The sequence below is a fragment of the Nocardia carnea genome, from assembly GCF_029868325.1.
GTDB lineage: Bacteria > Actinomycetota > Actinomycetes > Mycobacteriales > Mycobacteriaceae > Nocardia > Nocardia carnea_C.
The window spans coordinates 1-21,432 of the sequence record NZ_JARWNW010000266.1 but is presented as its reverse complement, the minus strand read 5'-3'; the positions used below and the strand labels follow the sequence as shown (position 1 = coordinate 21,432).

20 protein-coding genes and 1 pseudogene are annotated in these 21,432 nt (G+C 68.0%); 16 read left to right on the top strand and 5 right to left on the bottom strand.

Annotation, left to right across the window (positions count from 1 at the left end):
- The first annotated feature begins 26 nt into the window (after positions 1-26).
- Positions 27-1,139, top strand: a complete 1,113-nt coding sequence (locus QH196_RS25260; protein ID WP_280418323.1) for an ABC transporter ATP-binding protein — start codon at positions 27-29, stop codon at positions 1,137-1,139.
- A gap of 32 nt (positions 1,140-1,171) precedes the next feature.
- Here the strand turns inward: QH196_RS25260 and QH196_RS25255 are convergent, their stop codons facing one another.
- From QH196_RS25255 to QH196_RS25245, 3 genes are all read right to left on the bottom strand, one after another.
- Positions 1,172-1,417: a hypothetical protein gene (locus QH196_RS25255; protein ID WP_280418322.1), complete on the bottom strand. Its 246-nt coding sequence runs from the start codon at positions 1,415-1,417 to the stop codon at positions 1,172-1,174.
- A gap of 70 nt (positions 1,418-1,487) precedes the next feature.
- On the bottom strand, positions 1,488-2,219 hold the full coding sequence (locus QH196_RS25250; protein ID WP_280418321.1) for an alpha/beta hydrolase family esterase: 732 nt from the start codon (positions 2,217-2,219) through the stop codon (positions 1,488-1,490).
- A gap of 328 nt (positions 2,220-2,547) precedes the next feature.
- Complete coding sequence (locus QH196_RS25245; RefSeq protein WP_280418320.1) at positions 2,548-3,207, bottom strand: TetR/AcrR family transcriptional regulator; 660 nt, start codon at positions 3,205-3,207, stop codon at positions 2,548-2,550.
- Positions 3,208-3,448: 241 nt separating this feature from the next.
- Between QH196_RS25245 and QH196_RS25240 the strand changes: the two genes are divergently transcribed.
- The 13 genes from QH196_RS25240 (at position 3,449) to QH196_RS25180 (ending at position 17,585) form a co-directional block, all read left to right on the top strand.
- A complete protein-coding gene (locus QH196_RS25240) occupies positions 3,449-4,414 on the top strand; it encodes a TauD/TfdA dioxygenase family protein (RefSeq protein ID WP_280418319.1) in 966 nt (321 codons plus the stop codon).
- A gap of 71 nt (positions 4,415-4,485) precedes the next feature.
- Positions 4,486-6,051 (top strand): ABC transporter substrate-binding protein, encoded by a 1,566-nt coding sequence (locus QH196_RS25235; protein ID WP_280418318.1) that lies wholly within the window; start codon positions 4,486-4,488, stop codon positions 6,049-6,051.
- A 5-nt stretch (positions 6,052-6,056) separates the two neighbouring features.
- The gene (locus QH196_RS25230; protein WP_280418317.1) at positions 6,057-7,016 is read left to right on the top strand and encodes an ABC transporter permease; all 960 of its coding nucleotides are present in this window, start codon (positions 6,057-6,059) and stop codon (positions 7,014-7,016) included.
- Complete coding sequence (locus QH196_RS25225; RefSeq protein WP_280418316.1) at positions 7,013-7,888, top strand: ABC transporter permease; 876 nt, start codon at positions 7,013-7,015, stop codon at positions 7,886-7,888. The genes QH196_RS25230 and QH196_RS25225 overlap by 4 nt, the downstream gene beginning before the upstream one ends.
- A gap of 24 nt (positions 7,889-7,912) precedes the next feature.
- Positions 7,913-9,568: an ABC transporter ATP-binding protein gene (locus QH196_RS25220; protein ID WP_280418315.1), complete on the top strand. Its 1,656-nt coding sequence runs from the start codon at positions 7,913-7,915 to the stop codon at positions 9,566-9,568.
- Between the two features lie 198 nt (positions 9,569-9,766).
- The gene (locus QH196_RS25215; RefSeq protein ID WP_280418314.1) at positions 9,767-10,450 is read left to right on the top strand and encodes a TetR/AcrR family transcriptional regulator; all 684 of its coding nucleotides are present in this window, start codon (positions 9,767-9,769) and stop codon (positions 10,448-10,450) included.
- Between the two features lie 116 nt (positions 10,451-10,566).
- The gene (locus QH196_RS25210) at positions 10,567-11,769 is read left to right on the top strand and encodes an ABC transporter substrate-binding protein (RefSeq protein WP_280418313.1); all 1,203 of its coding nucleotides are present in this window, start codon (positions 10,567-10,569) and stop codon (positions 11,767-11,769) included.
- On the top strand, positions 11,766-12,641 hold the full coding sequence (locus QH196_RS25205; protein ID WP_280418312.1) for a branched-chain amino acid ABC transporter permease: 876 nt from the start codon (positions 11,766-11,768) through the stop codon (positions 12,639-12,641). Before QH196_RS25210 ends, QH196_RS25205 begins: the two co-directional genes overlap by 4 nt.
- Positions 12,641-13,657, top strand: a complete 1,017-nt coding sequence (locus tag QH196_RS25200; RefSeq protein WP_280418311.1) for a branched-chain amino acid ABC transporter permease — start codon at positions 12,641-12,643, stop codon at positions 13,655-13,657. Before QH196_RS25205 ends, QH196_RS25200 begins: the two co-directional genes overlap by 1 nt.
- Positions 13,658-13,662: 5 nt before the next feature.
- Positions 13,663-14,439 carry an ABC transporter ATP-binding protein gene (locus QH196_RS25195; protein WP_280418310.1) on the top strand — a complete coding sequence of 259 codons (777 nt, stop codon included), beginning with the start codon at positions 13,663-13,665 and terminating at the stop codon, positions 14,437-14,439.
- Entirely contained in the window at positions 14,436-15,137 is a 702-nt protein-coding gene (locus QH196_RS25190; protein WP_280418309.1) for an ABC transporter ATP-binding protein, read from the top strand. The genes QH196_RS25195 and QH196_RS25190 overlap by 4 nt, the downstream gene beginning before the upstream one ends.
- Positions 15,137-16,762 carry a class I adenylate-forming enzyme family protein gene (locus QH196_RS25185; RefSeq protein WP_280418308.1) on the top strand — a complete coding sequence of 542 codons (1,626 nt, stop codon included), beginning with the start codon at positions 15,137-15,139 and terminating at the stop codon, positions 16,760-16,762. The genes QH196_RS25190 and QH196_RS25185 overlap by 1 nt, the downstream gene beginning before the upstream one ends.
- Positions 16,737-17,585, top strand: coding sequence for a mycofactocin-coupled SDR family oxidoreductase (locus tag QH196_RS25180; protein WP_280418307.1), 849 nt, complete (start codon positions 16,737-16,739; stop codon positions 17,583-17,585). The genes QH196_RS25185 and QH196_RS25180 overlap by 26 nt, the downstream gene beginning before the upstream one ends.
- 21 nt (positions 17,586-17,606) lie before the next feature.
- Here QH196_RS25180 and QH196_RS25175 read toward each other — a convergent pair whose 3' ends face one another.
- Positions 17,607-18,647, bottom strand: a complete 1,041-nt coding sequence (locus QH196_RS25175) for an NAD(P)-dependent alcohol dehydrogenase (protein ID WP_280418306.1) — start codon at positions 18,645-18,647, stop codon at positions 17,607-17,609.
- A 90-nt stretch (positions 18,648-18,737) separates the two neighbouring features.
- Between QH196_RS25175 and QH196_RS25170 the strand changes: the two genes are divergently transcribed.
- Both QH196_RS25170 and QH196_RS25165 read left to right on the top strand, forming a co-directional pair.
- Positions 18,738-19,325: a TetR family transcriptional regulator gene (locus tag QH196_RS25170; RefSeq protein ID WP_280418305.1), complete on the top strand. Its 588-nt coding sequence runs from the start codon at positions 18,738-18,740 to the stop codon at positions 19,323-19,325.
- A gap of 105 nt (positions 19,326-19,430) precedes the next feature.
- Positions 19,431-20,978, top strand: a complete 1,548-nt coding sequence (locus QH196_RS25165; RefSeq protein WP_280418304.1) for a PucR family transcriptional regulator — start codon at positions 19,431-19,433, stop codon at positions 20,976-20,978.
- A gap of 369 nt (positions 20,979-21,347) precedes the next feature.
- On the opposite strand, the pseudogene QH196_RS25160 reads toward QH196_RS25165, so the two are convergent.
- Positions 21,348-21,432: pseudogene (locus tag QH196_RS25160) on the bottom strand (short chain dehydrogenase); the annotation flags it as partial.

Below are 21,432 nucleotides of genomic sequence, written 5' to 3'. Positions count from 1 at the left end.
GCCTTGCAGAATCAGGAGTAATCGTTATGGCCGAGATCTCGTACAAGAACGCGTCGTGCGTCTATCAGGGCGCCGACCAGCTCGCGGTCGATTCGCTGAATCTCGATATCGGCGACGGTGAATTCGTCGTCCTGGTCGGCCCGTCCGGGTCCGGGAAGAGCACGGCCCTGCGCATGCTCGCCGGGCTGGAGGAAATCGACGGCGGCACCATCACGATCGACAACGAGGATATGGTCGGTGTCGCGCCGAAGGACCGGGATATCGCAATGGTGTTCCAGAACTACGCGCTGTACCCGAACAAAACGGTCGGCGAGAACATGGGCTTCGCCCTCAAAATGCGCGGGATACCGCACGAAGAACGTAAGCGCCGGGTCGCCGAGGCCGCGAAACTGCTCGACCTCACCGAATACCTCGACCGCAAACCGGGCAAACTTTCCGGCGGGCAGCGCCAACGAGTCGCCATGGGACGCGCCATCGTCCGCGAACCGCGCGTGTTCTGCATGGACGAACCACTCAGCAACCTCGACGCGAAACTCCGGGTCCAGACCCGCACCCAGATCGCCGCACTACAACGGCGCCTCGGCACCACCACCGTCTACGTCACCCACGACCAGGTCGAGGCCATGACGATGGGCGATCGGGTCGCGGTCCTGAAATCCGGCCGGCTCCAGCAGTTCAGCACGCCCACCGAACTGTACGACCGCCCCGCCAACGCCTTCGTCGCCGGATTCATCGGCTCCCCCGCCATGAACCTTTTCACCGCCGCCCTCACCACCGGCGGAGTGGAGGTCGGGACGACAACCCTCGAACTGCCCCGCGCCGCCCTGACCCGCCTGGCCGAAACCGGCCTGGAGCGGGTCACGGTCGGCATTCGCCCGGAACATCTCGAATTGCGCCGGGACGGCATCGGTTTCGGTGTGGTCGTCGAACTGGTCGAGGAGCTGGGCAGCGAATCCTACGTCTACGCCCGCGGCGCCGGCGGAGCCAACCCCGCACCGAACGGATTACCGATCACCTTCGTCGCCCGGTCGGCGACCAGGTCACCGGCGAAACTCGCGGAGAACGCGACGATGGCTGTCCGCCCGGACGCCGCCGTCCACCTCTTCCATCCTGTATCCGGCGAGCGAATCGGCGACTGACGCACAGTCCGGCCCGAGCGCCTCCGACGCCGCTATCGTGCCGGGGGAACAGTACGGCGTGGCTGTTGCTCGGCTTCGAGTTGCGCCGCCAGAGCTGCTCGCTCGGCCTGGTGCCGGGCGAGCACATCGGCGCTGAACTCACCCCAGGCCGCATCCTCCGCGTCCGACATGGGCAGATCGTCACACTCGACTTCCGGATGAATATCCAGGAATCGCCGGTACAGCTCCCCCATCTCCCGGCTGTGCCGCCGGTTGAGTTCGATCCGTCGTGGGTCCATCTGCTCACCGATCCTCGATAGGCCAGGCGCCGGCGAATATACCGTGCCGAGGCCGGATCGCGCCCCGATGTCAGGGCAGTGGATGGTTCCCGAAGAGCTGCCATATGCGGTTGCGCAGGTCGGCGCCCTGGTTGCCGCCGGGCCATCCGTGGCCGCCGGCCTTGTACTTGCGCCATACAACGTTGGCGCCCTGTTCGCAGGAGTACCGATATCCTTCGGCCACCTCGGGGCCGGTCTCGGTCGCCGCATCGTTGCTGCAGCCGATGGTGCCGCGCCACTGGAGGTGCGCCGCGAAGACCGTCGGCTGGGTGAAGTCGTTATCGGCGGTGAAGAAGCCGAACGACAGTTTGCGCACCGGGACACCGTCTTCGCATCCGCCGTGCGAGCCACCCGCATACATCGCCACCGCGCCCAGCTGCGGCGAGGCCGCGCACGCCATCCGGGAGGTCATCTGGCCGCCGTTGGAGTGGCCCGCCAGATGGACCCGCTTGATGTCGACGCACCAGTTCGACTGGATATCGGCGATGACTCCCAGCAGAAAATCCACATCGCGGCGGTCGCCGTTCTCGTAGTACCAGCTACGGTCGTCGGGCCGTTGCGGATCGCTGATATCGTCCTTGCCGCCCCGCGGGTAGGCGACGATGAACTTGTGCTGTTCGGCGAATGCCGTCCAGCCGGATTCCACCTCGTGCTTACCGGGATTGCTGCCGCCGCCGTGCAGCGCCACCAGTAGCGGCGCCGGGCCGGTCAGACCGCTCGGCACACGGAGCAGATACGGCTGTCCGGCGATCTCGCGGGTCACCGAGGTGGGGGCCGTCGAGCACGCCGCCGGGACAGTGTCTTCCCCACCCGGCACGGGTTCGGCAGCGGCGACCGTCCCCGGAGTCGCCAGCGCGAAAACAGTGCATAGAAGGGTCGCGGCTGTTCGACTCGCGGCTCTCGGTATCCAACGGGGCAAAGGGAAGTAACGCACCGGAAACTCCTGTCGGGCAAACGAATTGGATCTATAACTGCCGGATCCTATCGCCGCATTCGATCTTTCACCGCGGTTCGCGTGTCCCTTGTGACGTTTCCCAGGGTCGACCTCCCGATATATCAGGGGCGCCGGTGAGTTGCCCAGGCGATCTGCGCTATGTCCGGATACCGTCCCGGATCAATCGGGTCTCATCCGACGCCGGTGCGTGCAATAAACCGTCCCATGCATCGATGAGGGACGACAGCTCGCCTCGATCCGGCGCCGTGTTGGAGCGGTTGTAGCGGGCCAGGGTGTGCAGCACGCTCTCGTACACCATGCCGATCCGCTGCCGGCGCAGCTCTTCCGGCACATCCTCGAGTGCAGCGTGCAGGGCGCGGTTCACCCCGAACCCACTCGCGGTCATCTCCGGATCGACGGAACCGAAGGTGCGCGCGAGGATTTCGGTTTCCATCAGCCGGTCGAGCAGGCCGACGTAGTTGTTGCCGTCGCGCAAGGTATTCGCCAGCGGCTGCACCATGATCCACAAGGCCGCGCGGGTTGCCGGTGCGCCGTCGTCCGCCCGCGAACTCGCGACCAGCGCTTCCCGGTCGGCACTGATCGAGGGCAGCCGGTGCGCGAAAATCGCGTCCAGCAGGTTCTGCTTGGAACCGAAGTAGTACCCGATCACCGAGGCGTTGTGCTGCCCCGCGGCGTGGCGGATATCGGCCAGGGTGACACCGTCGTACCCTCGGTGCGCGAACAGGCGCTCGGCTGTTTCTATCAGGAGAACCCGGGTTCCTTCACCCGCACCGTAGCGGCCGCGTCTGGCGGTCATGGCCGTTCACCCTACCGCCCCGGCAACGGTTTCCGGCTCGCGGCCGGACCGCGGCCGAGCAGCGCGCCCGCCGCCCGGCCGCGGTGCCGGAGAACCCATTCCGCGTGATGCGCGCAAGCAAAAATCATCGGGATCGCATTCATTATCAAATTAATGCGGCGCGATTACTTTGACGTTCGGCCCGCTTTCCGGCCCGATCCGATCCGGGGCCGACCCACCGTTCGACCGTCAGGAGACCACCGTGACCACCACCGAGAGTCGTCCCGTCACCGCAGCCGATATCTACGCCGCCGGCGGTATCACCGTCACCAAGCTGGGCGAGAATATCGGCGCGCTCATCGAGGGCGTCCATATCTCCGGCGATATCGGCAGCGAGACCGCGTTCGCCATCCGCTACGCCCTGGCCACCAACAAGGTGGTGGTTTTCCGCGGCCAGCACCATGTCGACGACGACACCCAATACCGGTTCGCCTCGACGCTGGGCTCGCCGACCACCACCCATCCGACCCTCACCTCCGAGGACAACCGGACGCTGGTGATCGAGGGCGCCGCGAACAGCTGGCATACCGATGTCACCTTCATCGACCGCATCCCGAAGGCGTCCATCCTGCGCGCCGTGGATATCCCGCCCTACGGCGGCGCCACCACCTGGGCCTCCACCACCGCGGCCTACGATCAGCTGCCCGAACCACTGAAGGCGCTGGTCGAGAAGTTGTGGGCGGTGCACAGCAACGAATACGACTACGCCGGTGTCCACGCCGACCCCAAGGCCCGGGGTCTCGCCGCGTCGAACCATATGCAGAACTTCACCCGCATCGTGTTCGAAACCGAACATCCGGTGGTGCGTATTCATCCCGAAACGGGTGAGAAGTCGCTGCTGCTGGGACATTTCGTCAAGAATTTCGTGGGTCTGAAGACCTCGGAATCGGCGGCGCTGTTCCAGCTGCTGCAGGATCGCATCGTCCGCCTGGAGAACACCCTGCGCTGGGCCTGGACCCCGGGTGATCTGGTGATCTGGGACAACCGCGCCACCCAGCACTACGGGATCGCCGATTACGGCGACCACAAGCGCAGTGTGCACCGGGTGACGCTGGCCGGCGATATCCCGGTCTCGGTGGACAACGAGCCCAGCCGTATCCGCACCGGCGATGCCTCGCATTTCTCGATCGTCGATCCCGTGGATCGTTTCCCCGGATTCGACGCCTGATCCATCCGCTGCCCGATCGGACCGGTTCCGCACCCGCGGGGCCGGTCCGCCCGGCCTCGAAAGGACTTCCCGTGTTCAGCCGCATCGCGTCCGTACGCGCCCTTCCGGTTCTCGCCCTGTGCCTGGCTGCGATCCTCGCCCTGGCAGGTTGCCGGTCTGCGGTGGACCAGGCGGGTTCCGGGGCCGGCGCAGAGGTCACCGACGGTGGCGTACTGCGGATCGGCGATGCCGGCGATCTCACCCCGGCCTCCCTGTACGCGGGTGCGCCGGCGCAGACGATGATCACCGGACTGGTCTACGACACACTGATCACCTATCCCCCGGACAGCCTGGCCCCGCAACCGGCACTGGCCGAATCCTGGCAGATCGCTCCGGACGGCCGGACCGTCGATATCGAGCTACGTGACGATGTGACCTTCCACGACGGCCGCCCCTTCACCTCCGCGGACGTGCAGTTCAGCCTCACCACCTACGCCGACCCCACTCGCGCCGGTCAGCTCGCCCGCACCGCCGCCCTGATCACCGGCTACGACACCGCCGACCCGCATGCGATAACGCTCGCACTCGCCCAGCCCGCCGGGAACATCCTGGATCTCCTGGAGATCGTCCCGATCATCGACCGCCACACGCTCGCGGATTTCGACACCGGCCGCGGTTACAACGGCACCGGTGCCTTCCGGTTCACGGGCTGGAAACCGGGTGTGTCGATGGATTTCGAGGCCAATGACCACTATTGGGGCGGCGCACCTCATCTGGACGGGGTCGAATACGTGATCGTGCCCGATCCGCAGACCCGTATCTCCCAGCTGCGCACCGGCCAGCTCGACCTGCTGCTTTCGGTCGCGCCGCGGGACGCGGACGCGCTGGCCGCCCGATCCGCGCTCCAGGTCGTGACGCAGACGGGAGTCGCACACAACTGGTATCTCGGCGCGAATGTGCGGGCACCCGGGTTGAGCGATGTCCGGTTGCGCCGGGCCATCGCGTACGCGGTGGACCCCGAACGTCTTCTCGCCGATGTCTACCATGGGCACGGAACGGTCGCCGATCTCCCGTGGCCCGACTACTCCCCCGCCTACGATGCGAGCCGCAACACCACCTACGGCCACGATGTGGAGCGGGCTCGGGCCCTGGTCGCCGAAGTCGGTGATATTCCGGTGATCCCGATCGGTTACACCACGGGATCACTCGATTCCGAGGCCGTCGCCCAGATCATCCAGGCCGATCTGGCCGCCGCCGGAATCGAGACCACGCTCCAGCCGATGGACTACCCGACCACCCTGGAACATCTCATCGGTGGCACTTTCGGCGGCCTGTGGATCACCGCCCACACCTACACGCAGTACACGCCGGTAACACTGCCCACCGGCGCCTTCCCGTTCAACGCGCACAAGAACACCTCCAACTTCACCGATCCGGACTATTTCCGCGCCGTCGAATCCGCTTGGCGCGCTGTCGATCCGACCAGCCGCGAAGCACAGGAGGCCTACCGGGCACTCAATACCGAACTGCTCGACAACGTCTTCGTTATCGAACTGTTCAACAAGGAGAACGAACTCGCCATGTCGCCCGCTCTGCACGGTGTGACCTGGTCGAAGCGGTCCGAGCTCGACCTGAGCGACGCCTACCTGGAGAGCTGACCACATTGCTGAACTACAGTCTGCGGCGGATTCCGTCCGCACTACTCGTCCTGGCCACCGGTTCGGTGGTGATCTTCACGCTGCTGCGGCTGGTCCCGGGCGATCCGGCACTGATCCTGGCCGGCCCGGATTCCTCCCCGGAAGCGCTGGCCGCGTTACGGGAAGAGCTGGGGCTCACCGGTTCCCAGTTCGGTCAATACTTCGCCTGGATCGGCGATATCGCCACCCTCGATTTCGGGCGCTCACTGATCCTCGGCGGCGATATCGCCACCCTGCTGCTCGATGCCCTGGGCAATACGCTGATCCTCGCGGTGACCGCACTGCTGCTGGCGATCGTGATCGCGTTCACCGCCGCCATCGGCTCGGTGATCGCCCACCGGAAATGGCTCGACAATGTGGTCACCGCGTTCGGCACCATCGCGGTGGCCGTCCCCAATTTCGTCACCGGCACGATCCTGGTGGTGCTGTTCGGTGTGGTCTGGATGGTGCTGCCCGCCGGCGGTATACCGCGCCACGGCTTCCTCGACGATCCGGCGATCTCGGCACAGTATCTGATCCTGCCCGCGGTCTGCCTGGCCCTGCCGATCGCGGCGGCGCTGACCCGCTTCCTCACCGAATCATTGCGCAGCCGGCTCGCCGAACCGTATGTCACCACCGCCCGGGCGCTCGGCATTCCGCGGTATCGCATTGTGCTCACACAGGTTTTGCCGAATGCGTTACCGGCCACCGTCACCGTGCTCGGCATCCAGATCGGACATCTGCTCGGCGGCGCCGTTCTCGTGGAGGCGATCTTCGCCTGGCCGGGACTCGGGCATCTGATCGAACGCGCGATCTCGAGCCGGGACTACCCGGTGGTGCAGGTGATGCTGCTGTTCTCGGTGACCCTGTTCGTGGTCGTGCAGTTGATCACCGATCTGGTGAACGCCGCACTGGATCCGCGAATCCGGCTGGGAGCCACGGTATGACTCTGCACATCCGGCCCGCATCTGCGGACGACGCCCCCGAAACCGGCGAGCACGACCGTGACAGCCGCTGGGACGCACTGCGCACCGGTCGCGGTCCGGCCGGGCTGATCCTGGTGGCGCTCGTGGCCGGCGCCGGGCTGCTCGCCCCCTGGCTCGCACCGCACGCACCGGATCAGCAGTTCGCCGGCGCCACCCTGGCCGGCCCGAGCGGATCGCATCCGTTCGGCACCGATTCGGTCGGCCGCGATATCTTCTCCCGCACCCTGTACGGCATCCGGATCGATCTACTCGTGATCTTCCTGGCGGTACCGATCGGCGCGGCGCTCGGCGCACTGCTCGGACTGGCCGCCTCCCGCTCCGGGCGCATCGATACCGCGATCCAGCGGTCCTTCGACCTGATCCTCGCCTTCCCCACGATCATCCTGGCCATCGCCCTGACCATGATCGCCGGCCCGGGTGTGGGCACCATCGGCCTCGTGATCGTGCTCGCCGAGATCCCGGTATTCGGCCGCCTCACCCGCACCTCGGTACTCACCGTGCGGCAGCTGCCCTACGTCGAAGCGGCCCGGGCCCTGGGGGCCGATGAGCGCTGGATCCTGCGACGGCATGTGCTGCCCAACTGCCTGGAACCGCTGACCGTCCAGCTCGCCCTGGCCATGTCGGTCGCCGTATTCATCGAAGGCGCGATGAGCTTCCTCGGGCTCGGTGTCACCCCGCCGCCGCCGTCGCTCGGCACCCTCATCAAAGAGGGAGCCCAGAGCGCCTACCATTCCCCGTTCTTCGTGGTCGGCCCGCTCGCCGTCGTGGTGGTGCTGGTGCTCGGCCTGCTGCTGATCTCCCAAGCACTCGCCGCCCGGTCCCGGCGGCAGTGACCCCACCGGCTCGAAGGAGCTCCCGTGCCCACTCCCGTCCCGGCGTCCACCGCCCTGCTGACCGTCCGCTCATTGCGTCTCGCCTTCGGGCACAGCCAACCCGCGGTCGACGGAATCTCGTTCGCGGTCGACCGCGGTGAGATCGTGGCCTTGGTGGGCGAATCCGGTTCCGGTAAGTCCCTGACCGCCCGCGCGATCCTGGGGCTGCTCCCCGGCGGTGCCGCCGCCACCGGGGCGATCACCGTCGACGGCACCGATATCCTGGGCGCCACCGAAACCGAGCTGAACCGGTTACGCGGCACCAAGGTAGCGCTGGTCTTCCAGGACCCGCAGAACGCCCTCAACCCGGTACGCCGCGTGGGCTGGCAACTGCGCGAGGCGATCCGCGCCCATCGCCGCATATCGGCCGCCGCAGCCGATCGGCTCGCCGTCGAACTGCTCGACCGCGTCGAGATCCCCGATCCGGCCCGGCGAGTGAAGTATTACCCGCACCAGTTGTCCGGCGGGCAGAAGCAGCGGGTCGCGATCGCGCTGGCCCTGGCGGGCGAACCCGATCTGCTCGTCGCCGACGAGCCGACCACCGCGCTCGACGTCACGGTGCAGGCCGAGATCCTCGCCCTGCTCGACCGGATCCGCCGGCGCACCGGTATGGGGGTCCTGCTGATCACGCACAATATGGGTGTCGTGGCCCAGTACGCCGATCGTGTCCTGGTGATGCAGGGCGGCCGGATCGTCGAAACCGGCGATACACATTCCCTGTTCGACACCCCCACCCATCCGTACACCCGTGCCCTGCTGGACGCGGTGCCCCGGCTGCCCGAACACCCCGGCTCGACGGCACCCGGCGCCGGGCCCGCGACTCCCGCGGTTCTGGAATTCGACGCGGCCACCGTCACCTACCCGGCCCGCCACGGGCAACCCGCCTTCCGCGCCGTCGAATCGGTGAATCTCACGGTCCACGGCGGCGAAGTACTCGGCCTGGTCGGCGAATCCGGTTCCGGGAAAACCACACTCGGCCGGATCGCGACCGGCCTGGAACCGGTCACCGGCGGCCGGGTACTCGTCGACGGCCACGATCTGGCCGCCCTGCCCCCGCGCCGGTTGCGCGAACTACGGCGCGATATCGCGGTGGTGCCACAGGATCCCGCGACATCCCTCGACCCCCGGCTCACGATCGCCGCCAGTGTTCGCGAACCCCTCGACGTGCACAAGGTGGGTACGCCCGGCGAGCGCCGGCAACGGGTCCTCGATCTCCTGGACGCGGTACGCCTGCCCACCGCCTTCGCCGGCCGATTCCCGCACCAGCTCTCCGGCGGGCAACGCCAGCGCGTCGCACTCGCCCGTGCCCTCGCGCTGCGCCCACGCCTGCTCATCGCCGACGAACCCACCAGCGCCCTCGATGTCTCCGTCCAGGCCGAAGTCCTGACCCTGTTCACCGATATCCAGCGCGACGTGGGGTTCGCGTGCCTGTTCATCAGCCACGACCTGGCGGTGGTGCATCAGGTCGCCGACCGGGTCGCGGTGCTGCGCTCCGGGTCGGTACTGGAGGTGGGCCCGGTCGACACCGTGTTCACCCACCCGCGCCGATCCCACACCCGCGCTCTCGTCGCCGCCGTGCCCTCACCCGATCCGGCCCGCCGCCCGGTTCCGGCGACAGAGTTGCCCGCCGTCGCGGTGTGATCACCAGGGCCACGTCGATGCCGTTGCCGAAGCCGGAACGCTCTCGGCGACCGGGGGCGGCTTCGACACCGGCGTGCGCTCCTGCCTCACTCCCGCACGCGTGCACTCGGCGCCCACCGGCAGCTGTAGCGACCATACTGTCCCACTCCCAGGCACGGCCGCTCGACAGTAGCGGTGATCGGCAGGAAGGATGAGCGGGTGGTCAGCCGCCGAGATCAGATCAAACGTGTTGCCGCCGGGCTGTTCGTCGAGAACGGAGTGGCGGGCACCAGCGTCCGGGATATCGCGGAGGGGGTCGGTATGCTGTCCGGCAGCCTCTACCACCATTTCCCGTCGAAGGATGCGATCGCGTTCGCGATCCTCGATGATTTCCTGACCGATCTGAACTCCCGCTACCGCTCCGTACTGCCGCATGTGAGCGGGATGCGCGAAGAGTTGCGCGCGCTGGTCTACTCGTCGATCGAGATCGCCGAGATGCATCCGTACGCCACCGAGATCTATCAGAACGAGATGTCGTACCACGGGCCGGGCGCGCCCGATGCGATCGCGGAGGCGGTGCGTACGGCGCATACGTTCTGGATCGACGCCGCCACCCGCGCGAGCGCGAATGGAGAGCTACGCGCCGGGCTCGACCCGGTCGATTTCGCGCGGATGCTGCGCGAAGGCGTGTGGTGGTCGATCCGGTATCACCGCGAACATCTGTCGGAGCGGCGTGACGAGGTGACCGACACCGTTGTGGCGGCCTTTGTCGACGGTGGCGCGGCCCCGGCGGCCGTGGCGAGCGGCGGCCCGGACAGTGCCGAGCGTCCGATCATCGACCGGCTCGACCGGATCGAGCACCGGCTCGACGAACTGGCGAAACGCCTGGTCGACGAGCCGTAGCCCGCTTCGTGCCCGTGCAGCGCACGGTAACTGGTTGACAGAAGCAGTGGCACAGGCCACACTCTCAAGCGATCGCTTGGTTCATACCAAGCGCCTGCTTGATTGGTGGTGGTCTCATGAGACGTGCCCGGGTACTCGCCTGGGTGCTGGCCGCGGCATTGTTGCCGGCGGGATGTGCCCAGGTCCGCGAACCGGTGGACGATTACATCGTTATCGGGATGGACGAGGATTCGACCGGACCGGGGGCGTCGTATTCGACGATCGCCGGCAATACCGTCCGCGCCGCGGTGAACCGGCTCAACGCCGACGGCGGTATCGGCGGCAAAGAGGTCCGGCTGGTGGTGGAGAACGACGAGAGCAGTCCGACGAATACGCCCTCCATCATCCGCAAACTGGTCGACCAGGGCGCCTCCGCGGTCATCCTCGCCACGGGGAGCGGTTCGGCGTTGCAGGCCAAGCAGATATCGCAGTCCACCGAGGTCGTCACCATCGCACCGACCGCGCTGACCGATGCGGTCGCCGGGCCGCCCGGTAACGAGTACGCGTATATGGTGCCCAATCCGCTGGCCCAGTACGCCGACGTCTACTGCGGCGCGTTCGCGGCACAGGGCAAGAAGCGGCTCGGGGTGCTGGCCGATTCCAGTCCCGCGATCGCGGGCATTCTCGATACCCTCTACCCGAAATTGCGGGAGTGCATCGATATCGTCGGCACCGCGAAAGCCGCCGTCGACGCTGCCGATCTCACCGCCGGAGTGAGCCGGCTACTCGACAGCGACCCCGATGTGGTGCTCGTCGCGAGCGTCGGCGGTAATTTCGAGCTGCTCGCGCAGAACACGGTGCACCGGCTCGCGCCCGGGTTGCAGCGCTTCTCGCTGGCGTCGATCGGAAACCAGCCCCAGTCGTGGAAACTCGCGGCACCGGGTTCGCTCGACGGTCTCGTGTACATGGGCAGTCTGAGCGACAGCAACCCCCGGACCGCGGAACTGCAGGACTGGCTGCGGACCGTCAAAGGACCGGACTACTCGCTGACCGCCTACGACGCGCAGGCCTACGACTCGGTGATGTTGCTGGCGCGGGCGATCGAACTCGCCGGAACCCATACCGACCGGCAGCGGCTCAACGAGGCGATGCAGCAGGTCCGGGATGTTCCGGCGAGCTTCGGGCAGGCACCGCTGACCCTGTCGTTCGCGCCGGACGACCATATCGCCCCCGATTCGGCCTGCGGTCTGGTGCTCGTCGAATTCGGCCCCGATAACGTTCCCACCGGCCCCTGGCCGGAATACCAGCCGGAATGCACGCCGAAGGGAGCCGGTCGATGACTGATCCGCAGTTGTGGCTGGCCGCCATCGAAATCGGCTGTTTCTTCGCGCTCGTCGCCTTGTCGATCTATCTGGTCGTGGTGGGCGCTTCGTTCTTCAACTTCGCCGCGGGCCCGTACGCGATGGCCGCCGCGCTCCTCGCCGGCTACGCCGCCGCGCACTGGGGTGTGCCGATCCTGATCGGCGCGATCCTGGGTATCGCGGTGGCGGTGGTGATATCGCTGGTCACCGAGATCGTGGTGGTGCGGCCGGTGCAGCGTCGCTCCGGTGGCGCCGAACTACCCGCCCTGGTCGCCGTCACGGCGACGCTGTTCGCGATTCAGCAGCTGGCGGGCACGGTGTTCGGCCGGACCCCGGTCTCGGTGCCGAATCTGCTCGGACTGCCCGATTTCCGCATCGGGTCGGTGGGCGTGCAGGGTACGACGGCGACCATCATCCTGGTCACCGCGGTCGCGCTCGCGGCCACCGTGTTCTGGCTGCGTTCCACCGCCACGGGCCAGCTGTTGCGCGCGGTCGGTGACAACCACGATGCGGCCCGGATGATCGGCGTCGATGTGAACCGTGTCCGGTTGTGGGCCTTCGGCCTGTCCGGCGCCATCGCCGGAATCGCGGGGATCATCTTCGCGGCCAAATCCGGCGCCCAGTTCACCAGCGGATTGTCCTGGACGCTCACCGGATTCCTCGCCTTGGTCGTCGGCGGCACCGGAAAGCCGTGGGCGCCGCTGATCGGCGGGCTCGCGCTCGGCTGGGTGCAGGTGTTCGGCAGTTTCTATTTCGGCGCGACCGGTAGTTCGATCGCCATCTTCCTCGTCGCCCTCGTGTTCTTCGCGTTCCGGCCCGAAGGCCTGTTCCAACGAAAGGTGCGGGTGTGATGGCTGTTGTCACGACCACCGAAACCGCTGTCCCGGCCACCAGAACCGGTACGACCGCGGCGCGGACCGTACTCGGGGAGCTGGGTATCTGCCTGGCCGTCCTCGCCGCGGTACTGCTCTGGATGGGTCCCAGCCTCTACCGGCAGGACCTGGTGTTCCTGGCCGCCACCTACGCACTGGTGGCGCTCGGTATGTACCTGCCGTTCGTGCTGGCCGGTTCGCTGTCCATGGCCTACAGCGCCTATGCGGCCATCGGCGCCTACGCTGTCGCGTATCTGTCGGTGAAACAAGGGCTTTCACCCTGGTGGGGCTGGCTCGCGGGTATGGCGATCGCCGCCGCGGTCGCTCTCGTCCTCGCCGTGGCGACCAGGAAGTTGTCCGGGTTCTATCTCGCCGCGGTCACCCTGCTGTTCGCCATCGCTTTCGAGCACTGGCTCGGCGACGCCACTTCGATCACCGGCGGCTCGTCGGGAATCGCGAATATTCCGGTGCCGTCGCTGTTCGGCTGGGAACCACCGCGTTACGCCCAGGTGGTGGCCGCGATCGTCTTCGTCTGCGCGGTCGCGGTGCTGATCGATCGGCTACGCCGGTCGGCGTGGGGACTTTCGCTGTCCGCGGCGCGGGAGAATGCGCCGGCGGTGCAGTCCGCCGGGATCTCCCCGACCCATCTGACCGTGGTGGCGCTGGCCGTCGGCGCGGCCATCGCGTCCACGGGTGGTGCGCTGTTCACCGTCTCGGTTCAGGCGGTGACACCGGAGACCTTCGGGCTGGACCTGGTGTTCCTGGCGATCTTCATGCCGATCATCGGGGGCCGCGGATCGGCGTGGGGCGCCCCGCTCGGGGCGTTGATCGTCGTGGGAGTCACGCTGAACATGCCCGGATATCAGGGGTCGGGTGAGTTGCTGCTGGCCGTGGTCGTTCTGGTGATTCTCCTGCTCGCACCCGGCGGTGTGATCGGCTGGGCACACCGGCTTCTGCAACGGCTCATACCGTCCCGGACCAAGGACAGGAGGTGACGACGATGGCATCCACAGCTCTGCTGTCCGTGACCGGGTTGACCAAACGCTACGGCGGCGTCACCGCGGTCGACGCGGTGAGTTTCGATCTGCCCGCGGGCCGCGTGCTCGGGCTGGTCGGGCCTAACGGGGCGGGAAAAACCACCTTGGTCGACTGCATCGTGGGCACCCAGACCCCCGACGCGGGCACCGTGCACGTCGACGGCCGGGTGCTGCCCGATGGTCCCGCGGTGCGGGCGCGGGCCGGGCTGGCCCGCACCTTCCAGCATCCGCAACTGGCGCTGGAACTCACCCCGGTCGAGAACATCGTGCCCGGTATCGTCGGACGGTCGATCGGCTCCTACGGTGCCTCGCTGCGGGCGCTGCTCCATGGACTCGCGGGCACGCCCCGGACCGTGCTGGACAAGGCGGCGGCGGTGGCCGCGGAGTACGGGGTCACCACCGACCGGGTACCCACCGGCAGTCTCGGTCTGGGCTCTCAGCGGCTGGTCGAAATCGCCCGCGCAATGGCCGCCGAGCCGCGTGTCCTGCTGTTGGACGAACCTTTCGCCGGCTCCGATACCGAAGGGATCGCGGCGATCTCCCATGCCGTGCACCAGGTCCGCGAGGCGGGGCATTCGGTGGTTCTGGTGGACCACAATGTCGACCTCATCGCCGAACTGGCCGATTCGGTGGTGTTGCTGGCCGACGGCGCGGTCGCGTTCACCGGCAGCCCGCAGGACTGTATGCGCAGCGCGGAAATGCAATCCGTGTACTTCGGCACCACCGAGGAGGCCCGATGATCAGCGCCCACGGACTCACCGTCCGCTACGGAAAAGCCGTCGCCGTCCGCGATGTGGCGTTCGAGGCCCGTTCGGGTGAGGTCACCGCGGTGGTGGGGCCGAACGGGGCGGGTAAGTCGAGCCTGCTGTCGGCGGTGTTCGGCAGTACCCCGGCCACCGGGACCGTTACCGTCGACGAACACGATCTCGGTGGCGCGCCGGCCCAGAAGCGGCTGCGCACCGGCGTCGCCTTCGTCCCGCAGGGCCGGCAACTGTTCCCGCGCTTGACCGTGCGGGAAAACCTGGAGATCGGTGCCCGGTTACTGGGCGCCCGCAACGATGTCCTCGACTCGGCGTTCGACCGCTTCCCCATTCTGCGGACCCGGGCGAAACAATTCGCCGGTGTACTGTCCGGCGGGGAACAGCAGATGCTGTTGCTGGCCCGAGCCCTGCTGGTGCAGCCGCGCGCGCTGCTGCTCGACGAGATGACCACCGGGCTCTCCCCGAAGATCGCCGGTGAACTGCTCGACCACGTTCGCGCACTGGCGGATTCGGGTATTACGGTGCTCGTTGCCGAACCGGCGCTGTACCGGGTGGCCCGGATCGTCGACCGCGGGTACGTCATGATCCGGGGATCGCTGTCCGAGCCGAAGGACACCGCCGGCGCACTCGATACCGCCTACCGGGCATCCATGGGGATGCTCGAGGAAGCTCTGTGATGGAACACGTTCCCCTAGCCGAAATCACCCCCGAGTTCACCGCGGACCCCGAGGCCTGCACCGGATACTCCGTCAGCGACCTCGTCCGCCGATGGGCCGACACCCGCGCGGACGAACCCGCGTATATCAGCCCCGCCGGCGCCACCACCTGGGCCGAATACGACCGCCTCGCCGACCGCGTCTGCGCCGCGCTGCGCGCCCTCGGCCATATCGCGGCGGTCACGGTGTACCTGCCCGATACCGCGGAGTTCCATGCCGCGCTCGTCGGCGCCTACCGGGCCGGAATCCTCGCCGTCGCCGTCGGCGCCCGTTCGGGGCCGGCGGAATTGGCTCATCTGATGTCGGCCTCGGGGTCCTCCGTGCTGGTGACCGCGGGCGAGAACCGCGGTGTGCCGGTCGCCGAACTGGTGCAGGAGCTGCGGCTGCGCGATACGACACCGGCGCATGTGGTCCTGGTCGAGGGAACGCAGGTCACCCTCGACGGCGCCGCGGCGCCGAGCGATCGAGGCCCGGATGTCCCCGGGTTCTCGGTGGACGATATCTGCCTGCTCAACAGCACCTCCGGCACCACCGGGCGACCGAAACTGGTCATGCAGACCCAGCGCCGGTGGAGCACGTTCGCCGCGATCGCCTGCCGCAACGCCGCTATGCGGCCCGCGGAGGTCGTCGCCGCATTCGTTCCCGCACCGTTCGGTTTCGGGCTGTGGACCTCACATTTCCTGCCCGCACTGCTCGGCCGGCCGGCATTGGTGATGAGCCGGTTCGATCCGGTGGTCGCAATCGATCTGATGGCCGAACATCGCGCCACGATTCTCGCCTGCGTGAGCACCCAGTTCCGGATGATGTTGCAGACTCCGGACCGGGACGTGGCACGAGCCGACGCGTTACGTGCCATGTTCACCGGCGGCGAGGCCGTGCCCTATGCCGAGGCCAAACGTTTCGAGGAAGCCACCGGGGCGCTGGTCCTGCAGTTCTACGGCTCCAACGAAACCGGGGCGGCGAGCGGCACCACCGTCCACGACGACGAGGAGACCCGGCTCGGGACAGGCGGGCGCCTGATTCCGGAGATGAACGTCCGCATTCTCGACGACGGGACCGGTGCGGGCGGCCCGGGTATCCGGCGCGGACAGCCCGCGGTACACGGACCGCTCATGTCCCCCGGGTACTGGAACGACGAGGCCGCGAACGCTGAACTGTTCACCGACGACGGATGGATCCGCCTCGGTGACATCGTCGAAGTCGACGAGAGCGACCGGCTGCGCGTGGTGGGCCGGCTGGCGGATCTGATCATCCGCGGCGGGAAGAATATCTCCGCGCTCGAGGTGGAGGACTTCATACGCGAACATCCCGCCGTGGAAATGGTCGCGGCGGTGGGGGTCCCCGACCCGCTGTTCGGTGAACGGCTCTGCGCCGCCGTCACTCTGGCCCCGGAGGCCGGGCAGCTGACGCTCGCGGACCTGAACTCGTGGTTACGCGACCAAGGCATCACCCGGGAGTACCTGCCGGAACGGCTGCGGGTGCTCGACCGGATGCCGCTGGCGCCAGGCGGAAAGATCGCCAAGGCGCAGGTCAAGCAGATTGTCGAGAGGAGTATGGACGATGCCGCCGGACAACACCAGGGGTGATCTCGAGGGTCGCACCGCAATCGTCACCGGCGCCGCGCGCGGCCAGGGTCGCGCTATCGCGCGGGCGCTGGCCCGCCGCGGCGCCACCCTCCGGCTCGCCGACCTGTGCGCGCTCAGCGATACCGCCCCGTATCCCCTGGCCACCGCGGACGATCTCGCGGAAACCGCCCGCCTGATCGAGGCGGACGGCGGACACTGCACCACCTCCGTCCTCGACGTCCGCGATGCCGCCGCCGTCACAGCTTTCGCCGATTCCGCCGCCGAGCAGTCGGGCCGGATCGATATCCTCGTCACCTGCGCGGGAATCGTCGGCTTCGCACCCGTCACCGAACTCTCCGACGCCATGTGGTCGGATATGCTCGCCACCAACCTGACCGGGACATTCCACTGTCTTCGCGCGGTCCTGCCCCATATGACCGGCGGATGGGGCCGGATCGTCGCCATCTCGTCGATGAGCGGGCGGCAGGGCACCCCGAATCTCGCGCATTACTCGGCGTCCAAATGGGGTGTGATCGGCCTCGTCAAATCCGTCGCTCTCGAATACGCCGAAACCGGTGTGACCGCGAATGTCGTCTGTCCCACCAATGTCGACACGCCGATGCTGCACAACCCGGCCCTGTATTCCCTGTTCGCCCCCGACATGGACAACCCTGCCAGGGAAGAGGTCGAACCACGGTACGCACGGATGAGCCCCATGCGGATCCCGTGGTGCCCACCGGAGGCGATCGCCGACGCGGTCGATTATCTGGTCGGTGAATCCGGGCGCTATACCACCGGGTCGGTGGTCGACGTGGGACTCGGCGGGACCGCGCGGATGCCCTGAGGATCACGGGTCGGTCCTCGGTCAGTCCAGGTCGGACAGGTCCAGCACGAAACGGTAGCGGACGTCGTTGCGTTCGAGCCGGTCGAGGGCTTCGTTCACCCGCGCCGACGGCAGGACTTCGATATCGGCGGTGAGGTCGTGCCTGGCGCAGAAGTCCAGCAGCGCGGTGGTGGCGGGGCGGCCGCCACTACCGGCCGAGCCGAGTTTCTTGCGGCCGATGAGCAGATCGGTGGTCTGCACGGTGACCGGGCCCAGGTATCCGACCTGGCTGAGTGTTCCGTCGAGGGCCACCAGCCGCAGATAGGGGCCGAGGTCGTGCGGGACGGAAATCGTATCGATCACGACATCGAAACTGTCCGCGGCGGCACTCATTTCGGCATCGTCGGTGGAAACCAGGAACTGGTGGGCGCCGAGCCCGTGCGCGTCGGCGGCTTTGCCCCGGGATCTGCTGACCACTGCAGTCTCGGCGCCCAGCGCGACGGCCAGTTTCACCGCCAGATGGCCCAGGCCACCCAGTCCGACAACCGCGACCCGGGTGCCCGGCCCGACCCCGAGTGCGCGCAGCGGCTCCCATACCGTGATTCCGGCACACAGCAAGGGAGCCGCACCGGCGGGGTCGAGACCGCCGGGCAGGCGGTAGGCGAACCGGTCGCGAACCAGGTATTCGCGGGAGTAGGCACCCAAGGTGGCCGAGCCGTCGCGCCGGTCGGTGCCACCGTAGGTGAGCGTGGGAAATTCGCGGCAGAAGTTCTCCTGACCGGCCCGGCACATGGCGCAGTCACCGCAGGAGTCGACGATATTGCCGACAGCGACCGGATCGCCGATGTCGAATCCGGCCACATCACTGCCGACTTCCGTTACCACACCGGTGAATTCGTGCCCGGGGACGAGTATCGAGCCCGGCTCGCCGCGATAACCGCGGACGGCGTGGAGGTCGGTATGGCAGACACCGCAGTAGTCCACGCGCACCGCGATATCGTCCGGGCGCAGTACGCGACGCGGGACGGGCATCCGCTGTAGCGTCGCGGCGTCCGTTGCGTGCCAGCCGACCGTTGTTCTCATATCGAGCTCCTTAAACAGACTGTTCTGTCTATCGAGCGTAGCCCGGAATCGGCGATCGGTAAACAGACTGTTCTGTTGTAGGTTGGATGGATGACCGATCGGCCCCTGACCGCCCGCGGCGCCGCCACCCGCGACCGCATCCTCGAGGCGGCGACCCGCGAGTTCGCCGCACACGGTATCGCCGGGGCCCGGATCGAACGAATCGTCGCGGAAGCGCGCACGAACAAAGCGCAGCTCTACGGCTATTTCGGCAATAAGGAAGGCCTGTTCGACGCGATCTTCACCGGTTCACTGGAGCGGATCGTGAACGTCGTGCCCATCGACGCGGCCGATCTCGCGGACTGGGCAGTGCGGTTGTACGACGAATACCTCCGCCGCCCCGACCTGATCCGGCTCGCCACCTGGGCCCGCCTGGAGCGCCGGCCCGCCGGGCACCTGGTCGACGATGCCGACCGGCTCGACGATCACAAACTGCGCGCCATCGCCGACGCGCAAACCGCGGGCCTCGTCTGCTCCGGCGACCCCTTCGACGTGATGGCCTTGGTGATCTCGATGTCCATGGCCTGGTCCCCGGTCAGCAATGTCTACGCCGCCACATCGGAGGAACCGCGGGAGACGCACGACCGGCGTCGCGCGCTGCTCCGCGAAACCGTCCGGCGCGCCGTGATGACGACCTGACCCACCCCGATACGCGTTCACCCGGGCCGCGTCGCCCCGCCGGGAACCGTGCGGCACGAGAGGCGGCGGCTACGGTGACGGAACCGGTGTGGACAGGAGTCGCTCATGGTGCGGTTGGATCATCTCGTCAACGTGCTCGGCGGATACGGCGTGCGGTTGCGCTGCTGCCCGGTATCGCGGGCGACCATGATCCGCAGCGTCGCGATGCACGATGCCACCGGTTCCGAAGCCGCGCCCGGCGATATCTTCCTCGCCGTCGGCGCCGGGTCGGTGAGTGAGGCGGTGCTCGGGGCGCGGGCGGCGAAAGCGGTCGCGGTGCTGGTGCGCGGCGGCGCCGACGCCGAACGGGAGACGGCCGCGATCGGACCCGGCGGCGGGGTCGCGGTGCTGGTGGTGGATCCCGCGGTGTCGTGGAGTCAGCTCGCCGGTGTGGTGTACGGGCTGGTGCTGGAAGGGCGTGAAACCGCGTCCGGACGTGGGCCGACGGATCTCTTCGCGCTGGCCGACAGCCTGGCGGACGCGGTCGACGGCGCGGTCACCATCGAGGATCCGCTATCGCGCGTGATGGCCCACTCCACCCTGCACGGCACCGCCGACCGGGCGCTGGCGGAGACCGTCCTGCATCGGCAGCAGCCGGTTGCGCTGCGGGAACTCTTCGAAACACGCGGTGTGCCCGCGCATCTGCTGAGATCCGACGAACCGCTGTTCGTCGAGCCGGATACCGGGCTCGGTCTCGACGGGCGGATGGTGGTCGCGGTGCGCGTGGGCCGCGAACTACTGGGCTCGGTGTGGGTGGCCTGCACGAAGCCGTTGCCCCGCACCCGCCGGGGCGCGCTCACCGACGGTGCCCGCACGGTGGCCCTGCATCTGCTGCGGTCGCGGGCCAGCGCGGATCTGGAGCGTCAGGTGGAATCGGAGCTGGTGATCCGGCTGCTGGAGGGCAGCCCCGACGCGGCGACCGTGACCGGCCGGCTCGGGTTGGCGCCGGCACCGTTGCGGGTGGTCGCGGTGCGCGCGCAGATCGCGACCGAACGCCATGCCGGTTTACTGCTCGCCTTCGAACAGGCCACCTTCGGTTTCGGCTGGTCCCGCCCGGGACGCAGCACACTGTCGGACAACACCGTCTACACGATCCTGCCCGGCGAGCAGGTCCGCACCGCCCGCGACTGGGTCGCCGCCCTGCGGGCCGCACTGCCCGCCCGAGTCACGCTCTCGGCCGGAATCGGCGGGCCGGCCACGGCTACCGATCTGCCGGCCTCGCGGCAGGAGGCGGACGAATGCCTGGCATTGCACGAACAGGGGTCGACCGAGAGCGACTCCCCCGCCTACGACGAATCCTGGGGCGAGATCCTGCTGCAACGGTTGCGCACCGCCGCACAGACCGGCCGCATACCGGCCCGCGGTCCGGTCGCCGAGCTGCGCCGATACGACAGCGTGCACGCCACCGCCTACGTTGCGACGCTGCGCGCATGGCTCGACGCCCAGGGTGATCTCGCCGAAGCCGCCGGCCGGCTCGGCGTCCACCCGAACACCGTCCGCAACCGGATGCGGAAAATGCGTGAAGTCGCCGTCCTGGACCTGGAGGATGCGCGCACGCGCCTAGCGATGACGATCGATCTCGCCGCATTCGGCGACGACCGCCCGTCGTTGTAGAAATCGAACAACCAGCGGGACCAAAACTGTGCCCTGCGGACATGCGTCCCGGTGGTTGCCGCGTCATCATGGCTGTAAAGCGCATCGTTCGACGTGGAGGTGAGCATGGCGCGCGTAACGAGTCGGCTCGACCGCGAACGAGCAGCACGGTGCCGGGTGGTGAACCCGGCACCCGGCTGAGCCCTTCGGCCATTCCCCCCAATCCGTGGGCGCGGTGTGCGGAGCAACCGGCACCCCCGAGTTAAGGCCGGGGGGGGGGGGGCGGGGGGGCGCCGCCCCGGCGCCCCGCCGCGCGGCGCCCCACCCCCCCGCCCCCCGGGGGCGGGCCGGGGGGGCCGGCCCCCCCCCCCCCCCCCCCCCCCCCACGTGTCACGCGCGCTGGCTGCTGACCGAGACCACCTCACCGGTCAGGTAGGTGGTGTAATCGCTGGCCAGCATGGCGATGGTCGCGGCC